Genomic DNA, 20,347 nt, shown 5'->3' on the forward strand with positions numbered 1-20,347 from the left:
GCGTGAGCAGGACGCGGAAGCTTTGCTCGGTTTTTACTTAGCCCACTAGGTTACAAATCTCGCGCCGCGATTAAATAGCCCCTAGTTTGAACAAATTTTAATCCGCAAAGTTCAACAGACCCTAATAATATGAGTAATTTATTGAAACGTCATAACATTGGTCGTTTGTGGGTAATATCCATCAGCCATCACAATGTACGGCAATAAATTACTTAACCATTTTTGTTGTACGCTTTGGCTGTAATTTAAGTAAAGCTTACCTTCGTGAATATAAAATGCTTCTGGGTCTATCCCTACAGCATTCCCCTCATCAGCCATTGCATAAGCGCACCAGCCACCGTATTGCGGAGCATAACGCTTTGGGTTTTCTGCAAATGCCGTTTTGTTTTCTTCACTCGAAAAGTGCCAGTCGGCACCTAAGTAACTAAACGTATATTTGTCGCTGCCTTTAACGGCTTTATTTTGGGTAAAATAAGCAACACTGTCGTACCCTTTAATAGCCGTGTTATTAAACCAACCCGTGTTTACAGCATCATCCTTTGCGTTTGCCGCACCGCTTATTAACAGTGTGCTAAGCATTATTAAAGCAACTATGTACTTAATCATATTTTACCCTTTTATTTACTCAAAATTTTATGCCAATTAAATATGGCAGGCTTAGTGAGTAAGAAAGGCAAAGTGCAAAAATGATTTCAGTTAATGCTTAATTATTTAACGTTTAGTAATTAAGTAAGTAGTAAAACTTACTCTACTCTTAGCCAATATTGGTTTCGGTAAAAAAAGCCAATGTAACCGCGCACTTCGAGCTTTTTACCTTCATCTTGCGGGGTTAATTGTAAGGTGTAGGTTTTACCATTTGTTGGATCGAGTATTTCTCCGTCTCCCCAGGTGCCATCATCTTGTGCTTTTACATCAGTGATTATAGTCATTCCTAAAATAGGCTGATTTTTTAGCTCATCATCACACTTACTGCATATATCGTTTTGTTTTGCAGGGTTAAGAATGGTTTCAACTTTGCCGCTTAAAGTACCGTTGGTTTGGCTAATACGTACATACGACTTAGCTTGGTTTGTATCCTCATCAATTGTTTTCCAAAGGCCTACAGGCGTAATAGCAGCAAACACACCTTGGCTTGCAAAAATGGTGGTTGTTAACGTGCTAAGTAATGCTAATTTATTTAACTTTTTCATTGTGTTGCCTTTTAAATTAAGTGGCCAATGGCTAAATCATATCAGGTGATTTATAAACACACTATTAAAGCGCTGTACATAAAATAAAAAACTAAAAGAAAAAACCTAAACTAATAATCATTAGTTTAGGTTTAAGGGGCAGTAGCATAAAAAAAGTTACGTATTACCTCACTTTAAAAACAACATCCCCTATTTTTAGATTTGAATATTCAGGCTCAACTAAAGATAATTCGTTATTATCAATCATGCTTTTAAGGTATCTAATCTCTTCAGGATTTTCGACATTCATATACCTTGAGCGCCACTTACCCATGTCGAATAACCAGAAATATGCGGATATATTTTCATTACTTTCGTCAATCACTATAAAATCGAGTTCATCATCTTTGTTTAAATCCATGCCAATGAAATAGTAAGTATGTTCTTTTAAAGAGTTACGATCGTAAAAATGTTGTTCAGAAAATACTGCCTCTATTAAACCTTGAGGTATTAGCGCTTGTGATGGCCAAAATACACTGCGCTCAATAAAATCATCGACTGTGTGTTCAAGCGTTAAAGCAAACTCATTATTTACATACATCCTATCGATGATAGCGTATTGCTCTGGGTGACTCGTTTCAATTTTCTGTTTTAATAACTGCATAGCTAAATAACCTTGGCGACCTAAGCTGTGCTCAAAATAGTAATAGTCAAACTTTTCTATTGTTACTTTATTTGCATTTAAACGCGCTATTTGGCTGTTTGTAGATAAGCTTTGAAAATTTAATAAAGGGGAGTTAACAGCAAGCATACTAACGAGCACCACCCACCCCATCACAATATTTATTTTGCTAAGCGGCTCTAGCCAATTGTCTCGCTTTGTTATAATTCCAACAAGATAACTAAACGAAAAACACGCCAATAAAAACCAAATTAAAATGCCCCAACAACGATCTACTGTTAGCCCATGCTGCTCTACCCGTAAGTAAATTCCATAGGCAGAAATAACACTATAAACTGGAAGTAACGCAACGCTTATAAAAACGAGTCGGTGCAAGAGCATGTGATAAGGGCGAACTGATGAGTCATCTTTATAAACAGTGTTAACAAAAAACAACGTGAGCACCTGCAGCCACATTACTAATAAACTGCCACTTCCGGTCTCCCATAATTTATTGAGTCCGGTAAAAGGAAGTGTTGCTAAAAAACCGAGAGAAATAACTGATAAAACAGGCAATAAAAACTTAATTAAAGTTTGTAGTAAAAAAGCGATATTATCTTCAATGTTCAAAAGCTTTCTAAATATGACACTCGCAAAGGCAAATGCGAGCGTTAAGGTTGGGATCCAAAACCATTCATTTCTTAGTAGCTCAGAGAAAAATTCTATATCTAAAATATCAAATAAAGCCGCACCTAAATTTAGAATTCCCCAAAAAATAAGTACAAACAGCCAACATTCTCCAAATATTATAAAATTACGCCAAGAGAGCTTAAATAAACGACTGTAACTAATATTTTCTGAGCTACCAAATTGTTGTATGTACATAAGGCCTTTAAAGCCAGCTATTAAACTAGTAAAAATAAAAACTGACATTAAAGTGTTATTACTTACGTACTCTTGAGGCTCTTGCTGAAAGCCAACATACGCCCCCAATAAAGATAACAACAAGGAAAAAGGAAGGATTAAAAGCAACGACGTTTTTATATTATTTTTATTAACGGTCATTAGCATTAATAAAGGAAAGCTCATAGAAAATGTAATAAGTGAGACTAACCATGTAGGGCTTGTTGCTGGCCACACATTATTTTCTATACTGCTATACAAAAGGGTAAGAGCAATAGCCTGTAATACGGCAAGTATAATTATAAAAGATTTTGGTAACTGACTATCCATATCTGTTCTCAACAATGGTTTTAGTCAGTTTGCGTTATTCGTTCCTATTTTACAATTGCTTCACATTTTCAAATAAAATGCTTTGCACAGAGCTATATAATCAGCGGTGTAGGTATTATCTAAGTTTCTAATACACAGGGTTGATGATTCTAAATCGCTTTTTACGTAGCTAAATGTCATTAAACTGCGGCTAATCTCTTTATTGGCCGTGGCTTTTACTTGGCAATGAGCATTTAAATAAAGCCCATTTTGAGTAGCAAGCTCTATAAATAATGCGCCTTCAACGCTTGGGAGTATTAAGCTAAAGCGAGAGCGGCTATGGCTTAAGCGTTTAAAGGCATTTATTAACTCTTTAAAACTTAAGCCGTCGGTATGGCGTGCGGTATTACGTGCAGCATTATCGCCTTTTAAACTGTGATTAAAATACGGTGGATTAGAGATAACAACATCAAATTTAACTTCACTACTAAAGCTTTGAATAGTTTGGTGCTTAATACTTATTGTTGGCCACGGACTATTAGCTACATTTTGTAATGCTTGGGTATAGGCGCTTTCGTCAATTTCTACCGCAGTTATATCAAGCTCATTACTGCGCTGCTTACACATTAATGCTAGTAAGCCGGTGCCTGTGCCTATATCAAGTAATGACTTTGCACCGCTTAAATTAGCCCATGCGCCAAGCAAAATGCCATCGGTAGAAACTTTCATTGCACAGTGGTCGTGTTCAACTTTAAATTGTTTAAATACAAAACCAGACATTTTTTCACCTTTTCATTCACCAAGCGCAGCATAGCGCGTATAATCAGGGTAATTGTCCCTTATTTTAGACACTCTATGCAATTTTCTGAATTTGATCTTGATAACAAGCTACTCGATGCCATTAATAAAATGGGCTACGAGACGCCAACCAGCATTCAACAACAAGCTATTCCTGAAGCACTACAGGGGCGCGATATTTTAGCATCTGCGCCTACTGGTACAGGTAAAACAGCGGCATTTTTAATTCCGGCTATTCAGTACTTACTGGATTTCCCACGTCGTGATCCTGGTTTTGCGCGCGTCCTCGTTATGACCCCGACTCGTGAGTTGGCTTATCAAATTCATGAACAATGTGAACTGCTAGCTAAACGCACACACCTAAAAATTGGTGTAGTAACAGGCGGTATTAACTACGGCACGCATAAAGAAATTTTCGAAAAAAATAACGATATTTTAATCGCCACACCAGGTCGATTAATGGAATACCTAGAAACCGAAAACTTTCATGCTGAACACGTAGAAATGCTTATTATCGATGAAGCAGATCGCATGTTAGACATGGGTTTCAAAAAAGAAATGAGCCGTATTTGTGACGAAGCTAAAAATCGTCGCCAATGTTTTTTATTCTCAGCAACACTCGAAGGTGACAGCGTAGAAAGGTTTGCTGAAAAAACATTAAACGACCCTGCACTGCTTGAAGCTGATTCGTCACGTAAAGAAAAAGCTAAAATTCACCAGTGGGTACATTTAGCCGATGACTATCATCACAAACTAGAGCTTTTAGTAAATACCTTAAATGGTCCAGACGTGACTAAAGCAATTGTGTTTGTTAAAACCCGTGAGCGTTTAGAAACACTGATTGGCGAGCTAACCAATAATGGCGTTAAAGCAGCTTGGTTACGCGGCGAAATGCCACAAGACAAACGTATGAAAGCCATGGAAAACTTCCACAGTGGCAAAACACGTATCTTAATTGCTACCGACGTAGCTGCACGTGGTATTGACGTATCTGACATTAGCCACGTTATTAACTTTGATATGCCGCGCACTGCCGACGTATACGTACACCGTATTGGTCGTACTGGCCGTGCTGGTAAAAAAGGGATTGCAATATCATTAGTTGAAGCACACGACATTGGTATTTTGTATAAAGTAGAGCGCTACGTTGAACAAAAACTAAAACGCCGTGTAATTAAAGGTGTTGAGCCACAGCATAAAGAAGCTAAGCCTCCGGCTAAAAAGCGTAAAGATCCAGTAAAAATGAAAGCCAAGAAAAAGGCCAAGGTTAAAAAGAAAAAGTAACCTAACATATTTTTATTCTAAGCCGACTTTTGTCGGCTTTTTTAATGCAAGCCTTACAGGCTCTGGTGTTTGTACCTGTTACATATGTAACCCAAGCATGTAACTCATACTCATTTAAATGTAATTTTTGCCCACCTTAATTCCCACTTAATAAAATTACCTTATATTTCATAGCGTTAATATTGGCACCGAAATTGTAACTACAAAGATAACCTAGCCGATGGAATTTCCATTTTGTGGCTGCACTATTCACCGTAATGTAAGGATTAAGTTATGAACCGCTTCAAGTTAACTATCGCTTTAGTATCATTTTGTTGTTTATTTTTATTAGCTTGCGCTACAAAGGTAAGTGCAGCAACCAACATGGCCGTAGTAAGCAGTGTAGCCACTCAACCTAACCTACAACAAACTATCACCAATACCCTACGAACTAACCCTAACCTGGCGTTAAGTGATATTCGTGTGCAGGTAAAAAATGGTGAAGTAGATTTATACGGTGAAGCACAAACTGGTTTTCAGCGCGCACTAGCTCAAAAGTTTTTAGAAAATATAGATGGGGTTAAAATCATTCGTAACAAAATTAGCGTTATTTAATACGCACCACAAAACCTATTTGTATAACTAATTCATAAGCGCGGCTTGTTACTCCAACACAAGCTGCGCTTTTTTATATTCTTTTTAAGGCAAGTTTTACAGCTGTGAAAAAGATAAAATAAAGCCTAAGCAATACGATTATTCCTCACCCTAAAGCGATAGCTCACACTTATACTTTAGAAGATAGATTTAGAATTGATGCTAGCGTGTTTGTCTTTGCTCTTTTAACCCTTAAGTTAACCCAATTGATACTGAAAAAGCTTACACACATTCTTTAGCCGACCTAACTGGCTTAAAAAAGATGATTTATTTAGTTATTGAAATAGATGAGAGCGTTATTTCAGAGTGTGCGGCAAGGCAGTAAAAAAATCGTTGGGTAAACACTACTTTTACTTGTTAATACTCCCATGGCCAAACGCAACTAATCAGAATTGATATTCAATAAACACAAAACTAGGTATTTAAACTTTTAGCTAATAATCCGTTTATAAAAAAAGCGCATTTTTACTCTGTAAAAATGCGCTATTGGTAAGTAACTATTTCCCAATGCTTTTGCCTAATGAGTTTTAACTAAATTACTCACTTTGGCTAGAGTCAGCACCGTCGCTACTGTCTTTATTGGATGACTGCTGGCTTATTTTATCGCTTATCATGGCATCAAGTTTTTCACCCCCTTTAATGCCAAAGTCGAGCGTACGAATTGGGAAAGGAATACTAATATCAGCTTCGTCTAATGCTTGCTTAACGGCAACAACACCTTTGTGGCGTACCGTCATAAAGTCAGGCTCGCCTGGGTATTTAATCCAAAACCACACCAGTAAGTTAATACTGCTGTCGCCAAAACCTTCGGCGTATACGGCGGTTTCGTCTTTGCGTATTACAAAGTCAAATTCGTTAATTTTATCGACTATAACGTCTTTTGCTTTTTCTATGTCGTCACCGTACGAAATGCCCACTGGCACTTCTATGCGCCTAACACCTAAAGTGGTGTAATTTTTGAGTATATTTCTAAATAAGACTTTGTTTGGCACCAGTATTAATTGCCCGTAAAAGCTCTCTATTAGTGTGTTACGTAGGTTTATAGAATGTATTGAACCAAACACATCATCGGTTTCTATTACGTCACCTGTTTTAAATGGCTTACGTACACCCATTGCTATACCTGCAATTAGGTTTTCGGTCATGTCTTGAAACGCAAAACCAATGGCTAAACCCACAATACCCGCACCAGCAAGTAACGAAGTAACAGTGCCTTTTAAGCCAACAAAATCGAGCGCTATAAATAAACCTATGCACAACACAATAACTTTAAATATTGACGCCATTAAATCGGCAATTTGCGTTGAATCGAGAGAGCGGCGCAACACGTTTTTCATCAGCTTGCCAGCAAAGCGCGCCAATATTGAAAATACTATGGCAATTACAATTGCCACTATAAAATTAGGGATATGGCTGATAACAACATCAAACCACCCTCCGAGCTTTTCCTCTATTAGTTTTTCGGCTTCGCCAACTGACGGAATACTGATCATTTTGTTTGCACCTATTTAATTAATAATCTCATTAATATTAGATATAGTTGCAAATATAACGCCAGTATCAAAAAAGCCATGCAATGCATGGCTTTTCAATTGTTTATTTAAGCTTATGAGCTAATTTTGTTCGTCACGCATAAATACCGGCTCAAGCTCTTTAACTGTTGCCTCAGGGCTAAAGTAATAACCCGCCACAGTAAACTCTTTAAGCTGACTTAATTGCGTTACTTTATTTTCGATAATGTAGCGCGCCATCATGCCGCGTGCTTTTTTAGCGTAAAAGCTAATTACCTTGTATTGACCGTTTTTACAGTCTTTAAAGTGTGGGGTAATAATTTGTGCATTCAATGCTTTTTTATCTACCGCTTTAAAGTATTCGTTTGAAGCAAGGTTAACTAAGTATTGCGCGTCTTGTGCTTTTAATACTTCGTTTAGTTTGTTCGCTATTACGCTGCCCCAAAACTCGTATAAGTTTTTGCCACGCGAGTTTTCAAGCTTGGTGCCCATTTCAAGACGGTAAGCTTGCATTAAATCAAGTGGTTTTAATAAGCCGTATAAGCCAGAAAGGATACGTAAATGGTTTTGTGCGTAATCAAGCTCGCTAGCTTTAAGCGTGCTTGCATCTAAACCGCCGTATACATCGCCATTAAAGGCAAGCACTGCTTGTTTAGCATTACTTTGTGTAAACGGCTGTGCCCACTCACTAAAGCGTGCTGCGTTAAGCCCAGATAGCTTATCGCTAATTTTCATTAAACTGCCAATTTGCGCTGGTGTTAGTTCACGGCATACTTTCATGAGCTCTTCGCTGTGCTCTAGTAATTCAGGCTGAGTGAACTTGTCTGTTGCGGGTGGCGTTTCGTAATCAAGATTTTTTGCAGGTGAAATAACAGTGATCATAGTTAGCTATTGACTTGTAATTTATTTAGTGTCAATTTCAACATTAAATGAAACGAAAAGCACGTTTTGTTTAAATAAATCCTCTCTTAATGACCCATGCATTGCCGTTTTTCTATTGATAAGGACATAAGACCTATCAAGCATTGTCACACTGTTGCAGTATGGATTGTATATATTAAGAGTGATTAGATTTTTCTTTTAACTTGCTTGGAATGAGGAAAGCAAATGACTTCAGCTCTACAAAGGCTAAAACAACATTCATCTATCGTAGCCGACACTGGTGATATTGAAGCTATTAAAAAGCATCAACCAGAAGATGCAACTACAAACCCGTCGCTTTTATTAAAAGCGAGCGAGATTGAAGCATATAAGCCTTACCTAGATAAAGCTTGGAGCTATGCAAAAGAAACCGAGCAAGAGCCAGCTAAACAACTTGAACTAGCATGTGATTACTTTGCTGTGTTACTTGGTAAAGAAATTAGTGAGATTGTACCTGGTTATATTTCTACTGAAGTAGATGCACGCCTTTCGTTTAATACGCAAGCGACTATTGATAAAGCACATACTCTACTTAGCCTTTACGAAAAAGAAGGTGTAAGCAAAGATAAAATTTTAATCAAAGTAGCGTCTACGTGGGAAGGTATTAAAGCCGCTGAGCAACTAGAAAAAGAAGGTACTAAATGTAACCTTACTTTATTATTTAGCGATGCCCAAGCTCGCGCATGTGCCGATGCAAACGTATTTCTAATTTCGCCATTTGTAGGGCGTATTTTAGATTGGCACGTTGCTAACGGTATGGAAAAACCAACCGATCCGCTACAAGATCCAGGTGTTCAGTCTGTACGCAGCATTTTTGAATTTTACAAACGCCATGACTACAAAACAGTTGTGATGGGTGCAAGTTTCCGTAATACAGGCGAAATTATTGCTCTTACTGGTTGCGACAAGCTAACAATTAGCCCTAATCTTTTAGAAGATTTAGGTAACCTTGAAGGCGCACAGGAATACTTGCTAGAAACAGATATTCCTAAAGAGCCAAAACCAGAGCCACTTACAGAAGCACAGTTCCGTTGGTTACATAACCAAGATGCTATGGCTACTGAAAAACTAGCTGAAGGCATTCGCTCTTTTGCTGATGCACAAGAACAACTAGAGGCGCGCTTTAAAGCAATGTAATTTGCTATAATCGTGTTTTAAAAACGTCGCAATAGCGGCGTTTTTTTATACCTAAAATACGCTACCTCTGTATATAATCTTCATATCGACTTCATATAATCCTCGTATAAACCTTCATCAATTAATCACACTTATGCAACATAACTGTCACTTTTTTATTCTATTTTAACTAGGCCTGTGGTATAGGTATTCTTGAGGTCAATAAAATCAATAGGAGAAGTTCATGGATAGCCTAAACGATATATTAGAGATATTAGAAGGACCAGATACAACAAGGAAAACCTCTCAGAAAAATAAAAAAAGAAAATGGCGTGAAATAGAAGCAATAAAAGACAAACAGCGCCTACGTAAAGAACTACAAGAACTAGACTACTTTACAGACAGTATTGCAATTGAAGAGCTCGACTTTTAATTCAATACGCCCCAACTAAACAAAAAGGCTTCCGATATATGGAAGCCTTTTTTAATGGTTTAAACAATTTGAGTTCTTTGGAATAAATTAGATTTGCCAGTTAATTGGCTTATCTTTTTGGGCTTGCAATAACTCATTCGTTTGTGAGAAATGCTTACAACCAAAAAAGCCTCTATGCGCTGAAAGTGGCGATGGGTGCGGCCCCTTTAAAACATGATGGCGAGCGCTATCTATGCCTTTACCTTTTTTTTGTGCATGTGCACCCCATAAAATAAATACCACACCTTCGCAGTGCTTATTAATATGGGCAATTACATTATCGGTAAATTGCTCCCACCCTAAATGCTTATGTGAATGCGCTTGCCCTTGCTCAACGGTCAATACTGTATTGAGTAAAAACACGCCCTGATCTGCCCAGCTTTGCAGGTAACCATGCTCAGGAATAATAAACCCGCTGATGTCGACAGCTAACTCTTTGTACATATTTTTAAGCGACGGCGGCAGCTTTTTTACATCAGGCAACACCGAAAAACACAAGCCATGCGCTTGTCCTTCTCCGTGGTATGGGTCTTGTCCTAAAATTACAACGCGGATGTCATTAAGTGCTGTGGCATCAAAAGCACTAAAAACTTGAGCTTCAGGCGGGTAAACAGCAACACCTTCATTGCGACGATTAGCCACATACTCTAACGTTTGCTGCATGTAAGTTTGTTGTAATTCACTTTCTAAAAATGTAGCCCAATTGCTCATTGTGTACTCTTAATCTGTTTACGTGATGCGTCTATTTTATCACACATATCCGCGAGTCCATCTAGCATGCGCGGGGTAAAACGATGTAATAAATCGGCATTTACGCTAATAAATTGATCATTTTTAACTGCTGGTACTTCTGGCCACTTTTGCCAATTAACAACCGGCTGTGGTGTTTTTGATTTTTCATCAGGGATAATAATAACTTGTGGCTTAGTAACAATGACATTTTCGATACTAATTTGCGGGTAATCTGTAACGCTCTGTGCAAATACATTACTTACATGGCATGTTTCAATCAGTTGGCTTATCCACGTATTTTTACTTACTGTCATCATGGGCTCAGCCCATAACTGATAAAATCCGGTAATATTTTTTTTATCTTGCTGGCTTTTAACAATCGCGTTTAGTTTTTGTGTAAATGCATTTGCCGCTTGTTGGCTTTGCTCAATATTCCCTGTAAATTCACCAAAAGTAAGTAACTCGTCGGCTACACCAGCGATTGTGGTGGGATTACTCAAATACACTTTTATACCTAAACGCTCTATTTGGGCTAAATCTTCGCTTTGGTTTCCGCTTTTCCACGCAATAACTAAGTCGGGTTTAAGCGCCAATACTTTTTCAAGCGAGATGCCGTAATAACCCCCTATGCGCTCAATACTTTGGGCTTCACTTGGGTAGTCGGCGTAATCAACCGTGCCCACAATATTATCGCCCGCCCCGATGGCAAATAGGTTTTCGACTATATGTGGTGCAAGCGCGATTATTCGCAGTTTTTTAGAATCATTAGCCTGCTCTGCAAGTGCACTGCCCGATACACTAAAAAGCAGCACCCCAATAAAAAACGCTTTAAACATTAGTAATCAAAGCCTTCTAGCGCTTTTATGCCTGAGTCGAATGCGTGTTTTACATTACGCACTTCACTTACTGTGTCGGCAAGGTCGGTTAAAGTACGATGCGCTGCACGCCCTGTAATAATAACTGACTGCATTGGTGGGCGGTTATTAAGGGCTGTTACTACTTCATCTAAATCAACGTAGCCGTATGTCACCATATACGTAAGCTCATCTAGTAATACTAAATCAATACTGCTATCTGCAAGCATACGTTTTGACTCTTGCCATGTTGCTTGGGCGGCTGCGGTATCGGCTTCTTTATTTTGCGTATCCCAGGTAAAACCGGTGTTCATTACAACAAACTCAACGCCTGCACCTTGTAATAAATTACGCTCGCCACATTCCCATGTACCTTTAATATATTGGCAAACGGCTGCTTTTTTACCATGCCCTACGCAGCGTGCTACAACGCCAAAACCCGAGGTTGATTTACCTTTACCATTGCCGGTAATTACCTGAAAAATACCTTTTACGTCTTGTGCTGCAGCAACACGTGCATCCACTTGTGCTTTTACTTTTTGTTGGCGCTGCTTGTGCTTATCGTTGTTTTGTTCAGTCATTATTGTGTCCTTCATAAATCGAGATAATTTGCTGTATGTTTAAATGCGTTTCGCACATGGTTGCTAATCGTTCTAACTGCTGCTCGCGATGAGTGGCAATACTAATTGGGTTAATTGAGGCGCTTGGTTTTACCCATTTTAAAATTTGCGATGTAGCATCGGCTTCATCAAATAAGCCATGTAAATAAGTGCCCGCAATGGCGTTATCATCGCTAATAAAGCCATCGAACATAAAACCATGTGGGTGGCTTTTATCAAAGGTTAAAAATGGCTTATTAAGCGCTGCACCTTGGCTAATCCCTGCATGTATTTCGTAACCACTACAGGGTGTTGATTGGTTATTTAAAAGCAGTGTAGCGGTTATTTTAGTTAATACTTTTTGTGTTGTTAGCGTGGTTTCAAAATCGCACAGAGCAAGCCCATTTACTTGCTTTAATGATGACTCAATACCCTCGGGATCGTTGAGCGTATTGCCCAGCATTTGCATGCCGCCACAAATGCCAAGTACTTTACCACCATAGCGTAAGTGGCGTTTAATTTGAGTGTCCCAGCCTTCATTTTTCAAAAAGGTTAAATCGCCCAGCACGTTTTTACTGCCTGGGAGAATTATCAGATCAACGTCTGGGATCGTTTGCGTATGGCGCACATAATTTATATTAATGTTTGGATGCAAACGCAGTGCATCAAAATCGGTGTGGTTACTAATGTGGGGAACAAGTAGCACTGCAATATTAATTGTGGCGTTGGTTACATTATTATCAATTGCGACGGCGTCTTCGGCATCAAGCGCAAGATCGTGCAAATAAGGTAATACGCCAAGTACGGGTTTGTTTGTGTATTCTTCAAGCCAATCAAGCCCGCCTTGCAGCAAACCTATATCGCCTCTAAAGCGGTTTATAACAAAGCCTTTTACGCGCGCCTGTTCTGACTCGCTTAACAACGCAAGCGTACCTACCAAATGTGCAAACACACCACCTTTATCAATATCGGCAATAATAATGACAGGGCAATCTACCTCTTCGGCGTAACCCATATTGGCAATATCGTTTTCACGCAGGTTTATTTCAGCAGGGCTCCCCGCTCCTTCAACAAGGAGTAATTCAAAGCGTTTAGCTAAGCGGTTATGTGAGGTAATTACTGCATCCATCGCTACTTTTTTATAGTCATGATATTTGCCAGCTTCCATATTACTAATGGCTTTTCCGTGAATAATCACTTGTGCGCCCGTGTCGCTATTAGGCTTAAGTAATATAGGATTAAAGTCTATTTCGGGCTCTACTTTAGCTGCTATTGCTTGCAAAGCTTGCGCACGACCAATTTCGCCGCCATCTTTTGTTACTGCGCTATTAAGTGCCATATTTTGTGGTTTAAAAGGCGCAACCTTTACCCCTCGCTTAGCAAACACCCTGCAAAGGGCAGCAACTAAAGTGCTTTTACCAGCATCTGATGTAGTGCCTTGCACCATTAAGGTTTTCATGGAATTACACCCTTCGCTTTCTAAAAAACAATAAACTTAGAAAGAACACGCTACCAATAGCTGCAGTAATAACACCTACAGGCAGTTCTTGGTTTTTCAGCAATGAGCGCGAAAGTACATCAACCCACACCATAAATGTACCGCCCACCAAGCTGGTTACCAGTAAGCCAGCGATGGTGCCTTGGGATATAAAAAAGCGCACAATATGCGGCACCATTAATCCGACAAACCCAATACCACCACACATAGCCACCAGCACAGCGGTAATTAATGAGCTTAAAACCAGCATAAGTATTCTAAAGCGCTGGACTCTAACACCTAATGTAATTGCGCTTTCATCGCCCAGTAACATAGCATTTAGCTGCCTTCTAAAGCTCAGCATTACAAACGTACACAATGTAATTACCAATAAAGGCAACCAAAGCGTAGCCCACTGCGCACGCGAAAAGCTGCCCAGTGTCCAAAATAAAATAGCGGCTACCGCCTGAGGGTCGCTCCAATAAAGCAACAAGCTGGTAAATGCACTAAATAAAAACGACAGAGCAACACCAGCTAATAACATTGATTCTACCTGTGCACTTTGCTGCCTACCTGCAATAAGTATTAATAAACTCATGGCGAGTAAGCTACCCAGCAATGCTGCTGCCGATAACATAAAACCTGCGCTAATACCTGCTAATGCCATAAGTAACACCACGCCAAATGAGGCACCCGACGATATACCAAATAAGTAAGGATCGGCTAAAGGGTTACGCGTTACCGTTTGTAAAATAAGCCCCGCAATTGCTAAGCCAGAGCCTGCTAAAAAGGCGAGTAATGTGCGTGGCATTCTTAGTTCAAAAATAATACGCGTATTAAAAGACGCATCATTTGAGAGCAAAAAACTATTAAGTACGTCTTGAAGTGAGGTCTCTGCTGCGCCAAAACTAAGTGCTGCAAATAAGCTAAATAAAGCAGCTGCAGCACTGATAAATAGCGCAAGTGATTGGCGAGTATTAACTGCGCTCATATTATTCGTAACCATAAAAGTAAGTGATATGAGGGATGCTATTTCCCGACTTCGATATTTGCGGGTGGTTATTTACTTGGGCGCAAACACCAAAAACGTCGCCTAGCATGTTTTCGGTTAATACCTCACTTGGCGTGCCTGTATGTGTAATTTCACCTTTTTTAATAACCACTAGTTCATCGCACATTGCAGAGGCTAGGTTTAAATCATGAAACGATGCAAACACCGTTACACCCAACGATTTAGCAAGTTCCATTACCTGTATTTGGTATTTAACATCTAAATGGCTAGTTGGTTCGTCCATTATTAACAGTTGAGGTTGCTGGACTATGGCGCGGGCTATCAAGGCACGTTGCTTTTCACCGCCTGAGAGCGATTCAAAGCTTTGATCGCTATGATCTGCCAACCCTACGGTATTGATAGCTTGAATAATTGTTTGTTTATCAATGTTAGTTATTGAGCTAAATACCGATTTATGAGGCGTTAGCCCAAGCGCAATAACATCAAATACGCTTAAGTTAAATTGCGACGGGGTTTCTTGAAGTACCACAGCGACTTGCTTTGCATAATTTTCACTTTTAAGTTGCCAAATATCGTGATTATTAAAAGTAATTTGCCCTGATGTTGGCCGGTTAAAACGGTATAAACAACGCAGCAAACTCGACTTACCCGCCCCATTTGGGCCAATTAAACCAACAAATTTACCTGGCGATATTTGCAAATTAATATCATTTAAAATGCTTTTATTGGCAATCCCCCACGAAACATTTTTAACGTTAAGTAAAGGCGTGTTTAGCGCTGATTTAGTGTGCAACAGTGAGTCCTTGGTAGGCGTGAACTCACTAACAATACAGCTAACAATAACTAGTGTATTAATAAAAAATGAGTAAACCCGCTCGTTAAAAAATTATACCAATCTATTTAGATATAGAACCTATTAAGCGATAAATTTAATTCGTTAAATTGTTCAAATATTTATGCTGATTGGTATTGCTCATTTGTATCTGACTTAAAGCGTTGTACTAATTACAGTTACGGGAATAGTTGAGGACTCGCACCTCATTCCAAATGAAGCTCTATTATGGGCGGCTAAGTAAATAATTTAAAGCAAAAAAACCGCACTCAAAAGAGCGCGGTTAAAAAGGGAGTGTTTAAACTAATTTAGCGAATAGTTAAAACTTGTATTCCATACCTAAGCCTACGTAGTCTTGGTCAACGTTGTTGTCCATATCGAAGCTTGAGTAAAAGCCAAATACTTTAATGTTTTTATTTAATTTGTGATCAAGACCAACTGATATTGCTGACTTATCGTCGCTGTCGTCAAAATCCATGTCTTGGTATTGCACTTTAAATGTGTTGTTACCCATGCTGTAAGCTGCATTTAATAGGTAACCATCCGCTTCTGCGCTGCCGTCAACTTTTTCTTGTGTTTGGTACATTGCACCTAACTTAAATTTTTCAACTTTACCTTGGATTGATGCACGTACTACATCGTAGCCATTTACTTCACTATCGGCTGCGATAGAGGCGTATACTGCGCTCTTTTTAAGTGCCACGTCGCCGTAAGTAACCGCCATTGAGTAACCGTTATCAGCGTCTACATCATCTTCAGCTACAAAAGTAGCAAGTACTTTAAAACCTTCGTATGAGTTTGATGAATAACTAACAGTATTCCCTAAACGGTTTTCACCTTTAAATACATTTTTAATATCGCCTTCAAGGTCGTTAAACAAGTCTAACTTACCTTGAGATTGTTTAAGCGCAGTATCGTTACGACCAATAACCACTTGGCCAAACGCACCTTTTAAACCAACGTATTGGTTACGCGCAGAAATATTGTCGTCGTTATCGCCTTTTGAATCAGCATCAGACACATCAACTTGAAACTCAAACTTATATACCGCTTCTAAACTATCATTTATTTTTTCAGAACCTTTAACACCAAGACGAGATGCATTACTTTTTATCTCAGTAAAAGATCCTTCGCCGTCATCAGATGATTGCACTGTTACATTCGCTTTACCGTAAATGTCTACATCGGCAAGTGCATTGAAAGATAAACCACTTAATAGTGCTAAGCATAAGCTCGATTTTACAAATTTCATGTTATTTCCTTGGATAATCACAAAAGACTAATTTTTAAAACTGCTGCATTTTGTCACCGCTAAATGACAGTAATATTACAACGGAAATATTAATGTCTTTTTTTATTAATAAAAATGCATTAAATTTGAAATCAAAATAACATGAAAGCCTAATAAACGGCCGAACTTACTTACTTTTCTTTAATGACAAGCTTGGGGTCATTTGCGATAGTAAATTAACTAAGGTTTCTATTAACTCTTTTTGCTCGTTGTCTCTGTGATACGCTATAAACACGTCTCGCGAGGTATTTTCTACATCTTTAACATGAAACAGTTCACCTTTTTCTAAATGCCCTTCTACCAATACTTGAGGTATAAATGCACTGCCGCCACATTGCAGTATTAAATCAAGTGCAATACGTCCTGTGCTGGTTCTAAAATAAGGCGGTGTTTTACCGGTAAACTGACGCGCATGCCAAAGTGAGAAAGTAGTTCCCCAATCAACATATACATACTGATTATCAAAAAAGTTTTCGTTCGTTGCAGTGTCGTATCCGCTTACGGGAATGATTGGCAACTCACAGATTCGCTCTACCACTAGCTCGTCTACTTTTGGTGGATCAAACAATATTGCCAAATCAAGCGTGCGTTCTAATAACAGCCGAGTGCTTTCTTGTTGAGCTTTAACTTCTGCGACTAATGACACGCCCGGCATCGCCGATACAATATTTGTTATACCAAACTGTAAAAAAGCATCCCAAATATTAGGCGTTCCTGCTAAGCTAATTTGCTTATGCATATTATCGGCAAGCGCAACATCCACTTTGGCGCGTTGCATGCCCGTAATAATCATTTGTGCATGGGGTAATAAGCGCTCGCCAGGTGCTGTAAGTTGAATGTTATTACGCTGGCGAATAAACAAATTAACACCAAGCCCTTGCTCTAATTGGCGAATTCTAAAGCTCACTGCAGACTGCGTAATATAAAGGTTTTCGGCCGCTTTACCAAAGTGACGCGTACGCACTACCTCAACGAATGTTTTTAATAAATCGATATCCAATTTTTTATCCTCACGATAAAAATAATTTGTTTAATAAATTGCCAAACTTGCATCATACTTCAGCTAATTACTAAGGTATGAGGATAAAGCTATGAGCAATAACATTTCATTACTACGCCAAGCATTTGTTAGCCAACGTCAATTTTATGATGATCAAAACTTTCCACGAGGCTTTAGCCGCAGCGGAAACTTCACCTTATTAGAAGCCAGCATACTTGAACAACACGGAGTTGTTTTAAAAGGCTTATACAGTAAAACAATTGAGCCGCAAAACGAACACCAAGAACAGTTTGTAGCAGTCGTAACTGGCTCACAAGAACCTACCAACCCAATCGAACGAGCTTGGGTAAAATACTTAAAACTAACGACCTGCAAAACTAAGTTTCATACTTTATTTGGCCGTTCAAAAATGTCGAGCCCGGCGCCGATTAGCCAAGAGTATTATTCAGAAGCGGATAATCTGTAAGTATTTAAGTTATTTGCTTTTTTGCGTTTTAACAGTTACAACTTGTATAAGCAAATATTTTTGCAAAATATATATAGGGTTGTTCCGTGACGCGAAAAATACTAATAGTTGAAGATACACCTGCCATGGCGCGAGTGCAAAAGCACATCGCGCTTAAGGCTGGTTATGAAGTTGATATAGCTGAGTCATTAGCGCAAACAAAAGAGCTTATAAGTAAAAATAGCTATTTTTGCGCTGTAGTTGACTTCATATTACCTGATGCCCCATTAGGTGAGGCAATACCTTGTACTATTAATGCAGACATTCCAACTATTGTAATGACGGGCAATATTGATAAAAAAACTCGCGACACTGTAGAAAAATACCCAATCATCGATTACATCATTAAAGAAAATAAACAAGCTTATCAGTACCTCGAAAAACAGTTACAGCGCCTGCCTCGCAACGAAAATGTAAAAGTACTCGTTGTTGACGACTCTAAATCGACCCGACGATACATTTGTAGTTTGTTAGTGCGCCATAAGTATCAAATTATTGAAGCGCAAGACGGACAAGAAGCGTTAAACCTGCTTGAAGCTTCACCTGATATTTCAGTTATTATTACTGATAATGAAATGCCCAATATGAATGGCGATGAACTATGTAGCGAGATTCGCCGCTTATATAGCAATGATGAAAAAGCTATTATTGGTATCTCGGGTTCTGACTCTGTAGGGCTTTCTAGTTTATTTTTAAAAAATGGCGCAAACGATTATTTGCACAAACCTTTTAATAGCGAAGAGTTTTACTGCAGGCTTAGTCAAAACGTCGATATGTTAGACCTTATAGCCACCATAAGACGACAAGCCAACACGGATTATTTAACTAATTTACCAAATCGTCGTTACTTTTTTGAAGAAGCTGAAAAATCATTAAAGCAAATAAAACATACTAAAGGTGACGGTGCTTTAGCTATGCTTGATATTGATCACTTTAAATCAATTAACGATACATACGGACACGATGTTGGCGACGAAGTATTAAAAGGGCTCTCTATTTGCTTCAGTAAATACTTTAAAAAGCACTTAGTAGCGCGCTTAGGTGGTGAAGAGTTTGCAGTTTATTTTATAGATGCAGATAAACAAGAAGCCCTTAAACGCCTTGAAGGCTTTAGGTATTTTATAGAAATGAATAGCCAAGAGTTTAGTAAAGCTAAAATAAAATTCACCATTTCTATTGGCTTTGCAAACGGGCCTGTTTATCAAATTGATGAACTTTTAAAACAGGCCGACTTAAAGCTTTACGACGCTAAAGAATCTGGTCGTAATAAAATAGTTAGTTAACCATTTTATTAGTTAATTATACTTCTGCGGCTGTAATAGCCGCTTTTTTACGTTTGCGTGATTGATGGTAAGAGTCCCAACTAAAAATAGCCAGTGCACTCCAAATACATGCAAATGTTACTACACGCTCTGCATCAAACACTTCACCATAAAACACCACAGCTAGTATAAACATTAAGCTTGGCCCAATGTATTGAAAAAAGCCAAGTGTAGTATATTGCAAACGCTTAGCTGCACCGGTAAAACACAGCAGTGGTAATGTAGTTACAATACCTGCACTAATCAGTAGTACATTAGTATGCCAATCATTAGCTGGCAGGCTTGATGTTGCTGTAGGCACCATTAACCACCAATAAATAAGTGCGACAGGCAGTAATATAAGTGCTTCGAGTAAAATGCCAGGCAAGGCTTCAACCGGTAACTTTTTACGTAATAAACCATAAAGTGCAAATGATATAGCCAGTGAAAAGGCAACTACCGGAAACGAGCCAAAACTAATTAGCTGCAGCACTACACCGCTAAAGGCAAGGGCTACTGCTACGCCTTGGAACTTACGCAGGCGTTCGCCTAAAAAAAGCATACCCAGTAATACATTTAAAAGAGGATTTATGTAATAGCCCAAGCTTGCATCAAGCATGTGGTTATTATTTATAGCCCATATAAATAAACCCCAATTAAACCCAAGCAGTGCAGAGGTGATAACAAGCATAAGCAAAAGCTTAGGTTGAACGATAATGCGTTTAATTTTACCCCAATACCGTAAAACACTTACTACCAATACTAAAAACACAACCGACCAAATAACCCGATGCATTAAAATTTCAAAAGCAGAAACATGCTGAATCAACTTAAAGTATATTGGCGCAAGGCCCCACATTAAAAAAGCAAGACAAGCAAAAATAGCACCTTTACGCTGCTCAGTATCAATCGACATAATACACACTTAGTGATTTAAAAGGCCGCTAGTTTACTTGCCATACGCGTT

Annotated in this window: 21 protein-coding genes and 1 riboswitch; of the genes, 6 read left to right on the plus strand and 15 right to left on the minus strand. The window is 38.7% G+C overall.

Annotated features, from left to right (window positions below):
• Window positions 1–138: 138 nt before the first annotated feature.
• The 4 genes from H5115_RS16150 to H5115_RS16165 form a co-directional block, all read right to left on the minus strand.
• Complete coding sequence (locus H5115_RS16150) at window positions 139–606, minus strand: YHS domain-containing (seleno)protein (protein ID WP_182671498.1); 468 nt, start codon at window positions 604–606, stop codon at window positions 139–141.
• Window positions 607–743: 137 nt separating this feature from the next.
• On the minus strand, window positions 744–1,190 hold the full coding sequence (locus tag H5115_RS16155) for a DUF2147 domain-containing protein (RefSeq protein WP_182756310.1): 447 nt from the start codon (window positions 1,188–1,190) through the stop codon (window positions 744–746).
• 163 nt (window positions 1,191–1,353) lie between these two features.
• Entirely contained in the window at window positions 1,354–3,063 is a 1,710-nt protein-coding gene (locus tag H5115_RS16160) for a DUF4153 domain-containing protein (protein WP_182756311.1), read from the minus strand.
• A gap of 60 nt (window positions 3,064–3,123) precedes the next feature.
• Window positions 3,124–3,822: a tRNA1(Val) (adenine(37)-N6)-methyltransferase gene (locus tag H5115_RS16165; protein ID WP_182756313.1), complete on the minus strand. Its 699-nt coding sequence runs from the start codon at window positions 3,820–3,822 to the stop codon at window positions 3,124–3,126.
• Window positions 3,823–3,897: 75 nt separating this feature from the next.
• Here H5115_RS16165 and srmB point away from each other — a divergent pair, with 75 nt between their 5' ends.
• Complete coding sequence (srmB, locus tag H5115_RS16170) at window positions 3,898–5,124, plus strand: ATP-dependent RNA helicase SrmB (protein ID WP_182756315.1); 1,227 nt, start codon at window positions 3,898–3,900, stop codon at window positions 5,122–5,124.
• A 273-nt stretch (window positions 5,125–5,397) separates the two neighbouring features.
• Entirely contained in the window at window positions 5,398–5,718 is a 321-nt protein-coding gene (locus tag H5115_RS16175) for a BON domain-containing protein (protein ID WP_002961403.1), read from the plus strand.
• A gap of 575 nt (window positions 5,719–6,293) precedes the next feature.
• Here the strand turns inward: H5115_RS16175 and H5115_RS16180 are convergent.
• Both H5115_RS16180 and yaaA read right to left on the minus strand, forming a co-directional pair.
• On the minus strand, window positions 6,294–7,250 hold the full coding sequence (locus tag H5115_RS16180) for a mechanosensitive ion channel family protein (protein ID WP_154903696.1): 957 nt from the start codon (window positions 7,248–7,250) through the stop codon (window positions 6,294–6,296).
• A gap of 120 nt (window positions 7,251–7,370) precedes the next feature.
• On the minus strand, window positions 7,371–8,150 hold the full coding sequence (gene yaaA, locus H5115_RS16185; protein ID WP_039488339.1) for a peroxide stress protein YaaA: 780 nt from the start codon (window positions 8,148–8,150) through the stop codon (window positions 7,371–7,373).
• A gap of 225 nt (window positions 8,151–8,375) precedes the next feature.
• Between yaaA and tal the strand changes: the two genes are divergently transcribed.
• Complete coding sequence (gene tal / locus H5115_RS16190) at window positions 8,376–9,326, plus strand: transaldolase (RefSeq protein ID WP_002961397.1); 951 nt, start codon at window positions 8,376–8,378, stop codon at window positions 9,324–9,326.
• Between the two features lie 223 nt (window positions 9,327–9,549).
• Window positions 9,550–9,738 (plus strand): DUF3545 family protein, encoded by a 189-nt coding sequence (locus H5115_RS16195; RefSeq protein ID WP_007583746.1) that lies wholly within the window; start codon window positions 9,550–9,552, stop codon window positions 9,736–9,738.
• 87 nt (window positions 9,739–9,825) lie between these two features.
• On the opposite strand, the gene ung is transcribed toward H5115_RS16195, so the two are convergent.
• The 8 genes from ung to H5115_RS16235 form a co-directional block, all read right to left on the minus strand.
• A complete protein-coding gene (ung, locus tag H5115_RS16200) occupies window positions 9,826–10,488 on the minus strand; it encodes a uracil-DNA glycosylase (RefSeq protein ID WP_165743907.1) in 663 nt (220 codons plus the stop codon).
• Window positions 10,485–11,345, minus strand: a complete 861-nt coding sequence (locus tag H5115_RS16205; protein WP_182756317.1) for a cobalamin-binding protein — start codon at window positions 11,343–11,345, stop codon at window positions 10,485–10,487. Before H5115_RS16205 ends, ung begins: the two co-directional genes overlap by 4 nt.
• Complete coding sequence (gene cobO / locus H5115_RS16210) at window positions 11,345–11,944, minus strand: cob(I)yrinic acid a,c-diamide adenosyltransferase (protein ID WP_182756319.1); 600 nt, start codon at window positions 11,942–11,944, stop codon at window positions 11,345–11,347. The genes H5115_RS16205 and cobO overlap by 1 nt, the downstream gene beginning before the upstream one ends.
• Window positions 11,937–13,421 (minus strand): cobyric acid synthase, encoded by a 1,485-nt coding sequence (locus tag H5115_RS16215; protein WP_182756321.1) that lies wholly within the window; start codon window positions 13,419–13,421, stop codon window positions 11,937–11,939. Before H5115_RS16215 ends, cobO begins: the two co-directional genes overlap by 8 nt.
• Before the next feature lie 4 nt (window positions 13,422–13,425).
• The gene (locus H5115_RS16220; protein WP_154903700.1) at window positions 13,426–14,430 is read right to left on the minus strand and encodes an iron ABC transporter permease; all 1,005 of its coding nucleotides are present in this window, start codon (window positions 14,428–14,430) and stop codon (window positions 13,426–13,428) included.
• A gap of 1 nt (window position 14,431) precedes the next feature.
• Window positions 14,432–15,244: an ABC transporter ATP-binding protein gene (locus tag H5115_RS16225; RefSeq protein ID WP_182756323.1), complete on the minus strand. Its 813-nt coding sequence runs from the start codon at window positions 15,242–15,244 to the stop codon at window positions 14,432–14,434.
• Between the two features lie 163 nt (window positions 15,245–15,407).
• Window positions 15,408–15,532, minus strand: a riboswitch (cobalamin riboswitch).
• A gap of 70 nt (window positions 15,533–15,602) precedes the next feature.
• A complete protein-coding gene (locus H5115_RS16230) occupies window positions 15,603–16,535 on the minus strand; it encodes a porin (RefSeq protein ID WP_182756325.1) in 933 nt (310 codons plus the stop codon).
• 166 nt (window positions 16,536–16,701) lie between these two features.
• Window positions 16,702–17,574, minus strand: a complete 873-nt coding sequence (locus H5115_RS16235) for a LysR family transcriptional regulator (RefSeq protein WP_024596245.1) — start codon at window positions 17,572–17,574, stop codon at window positions 16,702–16,704.
• Window positions 17,575–17,665: 91 nt separating this feature from the next.
• Here H5115_RS16235 and H5115_RS16240 point away from each other — a divergent pair, with 91 nt between their 5' ends.
• On the plus strand, window positions 17,666–18,040 hold the full coding sequence (locus H5115_RS16240; protein WP_024596244.1) for a DUF413 domain-containing protein: 375 nt from the start codon (window positions 17,666–17,668) through the stop codon (window positions 18,038–18,040).
• Window positions 18,041–18,126: 86 nt separating this feature from the next.
• Entirely contained in the window at window positions 18,127–19,362 is a 1,236-nt protein-coding gene (locus H5115_RS16245) for a response regulator (RefSeq protein WP_154903702.1), read from the plus strand.
• Window positions 19,363–19,378: 16 nt separating this feature from the next.
• Here H5115_RS16245 and rarD read toward each other — a convergent pair whose 3' ends face one another.
• A complete protein-coding gene (gene rarD / locus H5115_RS16250; RefSeq protein ID WP_039488332.1) occupies window positions 19,379–20,296 on the minus strand; it encodes an EamA family transporter RarD in 918 nt (305 codons plus the stop codon).
• Window positions 20,297–20,347: the final 51 nt, after the last annotated feature.

This window comes from Pseudoalteromonas sp. SR44-2, from assembly GCF_014163745.1.
GTDB classification, from domain to species: Bacteria; Pseudomonadota; Gammaproteobacteria; order Enterobacterales; family Alteromonadaceae; genus Pseudoalteromonas; species Pseudoalteromonas distincta.

Bases quoted from the DNA above. Each gene is read 5' to 3' on its own strand.
- H5115_RS16150 (WP_182671498.1), bottom strand. From the start codon at position 606: ATGATTAAGTACATAGTTGCTTTAATAATGCTTAGCACACTGTTAATA.
- H5115_RS16155 (WP_182756310.1), bottom strand. From the start codon at position 1,190: ATGAAAAAGTTAAATAAATTAGCATTACTTAGCACGTTAACAACCACC.
- H5115_RS16160 (WP_182756311.1), bottom strand. From the start codon at position 3,063: ATGGATAGTCAGTTACCAAAATCTTTTATAATTATACTTGCCGTATTA.
- H5115_RS16165 (WP_182756313.1), bottom strand. From the start codon at position 3,822: ATGTCTGGTTTTGTATTTAAACAATTTAAAGTTGAACACGACCACTGT.
- srmB (WP_182756315.1), top strand. From the start codon at position 3,898: ATGCAATTTTCTGAATTTGATCTTGATAACAAGCTACTCGATGCCATT.
- H5115_RS16175 (WP_002961403.1), top strand. From the start codon at position 5,398: ATGAACCGCTTCAAGTTAACTATCGCTTTAGTATCATTTTGTTGTTTA.
- H5115_RS16180 (WP_154903696.1), bottom strand. From the start codon at position 7,250: ATGATCAGTATTCCGTCAGTTGGCGAAGCCGAAAAACTAATAGAGGAA.
- yaaA (WP_039488339.1), bottom strand. From the start codon at position 8,150: ATGATCACTGTTATTTCACCTGCAAAAAATCTTGATTACGAAACGCCA.
- tal (WP_002961397.1), top strand. From the start codon at position 8,376: ATGACTTCAGCTCTACAAAGGCTAAAACAACATTCATCTATCGTAGCC.
- H5115_RS16195 (WP_007583746.1), top strand. From the start codon at position 9,550: ATGGATAGCCTAAACGATATATTAGAGATATTAGAAGGACCAGATACA.
- ung (WP_165743907.1), bottom strand. From the start codon at position 10,488: ATGAGCAATTGGGCTACATTTTTAGAAAGTGAATTACAACAAACTTAC.
- H5115_RS16205 (WP_182756317.1), bottom strand. From the start codon at position 11,345: ATGTTTAAAGCGTTTTTTATTGGGGTGCTGCTTTTTAGTGTATCGGGC.
- cobO (WP_182756319.1), bottom strand. From the start codon at position 11,944: ATGACTGAACAAAACAACGATAAGCACAAGCAGCGCCAACAAAAAGTA.
- H5115_RS16215 (WP_182756321.1), bottom strand. From the start codon at position 13,421: ATGAAAACCTTAATGGTGCAAGGCACTACATCAGATGCTGGTAAAAGC.
- H5115_RS16220 (WP_154903700.1), bottom strand. From the start codon at position 14,430: ATGAGCGCAGTTAATACTCGCCAATCACTTGCGCTATTTATCAGTGCT.
- H5115_RS16230 (WP_182756325.1), bottom strand. From the start codon at position 16,535: ATGAAATTTGTAAAATCGAGCTTATGCTTAGCACTATTAAGTGGTTTA.
- H5115_RS16240 (WP_024596244.1), top strand. From the start codon at position 17,666: ATGAGCAATAACATTTCATTACTACGCCAAGCATTTGTTAGCCAACGT.
- rarD (WP_039488332.1), bottom strand. From the start codon at position 20,296: ATGTCGATTGATACTGAGCAGCGTAAAGGTGCTATTTTTGCTTGTCTT.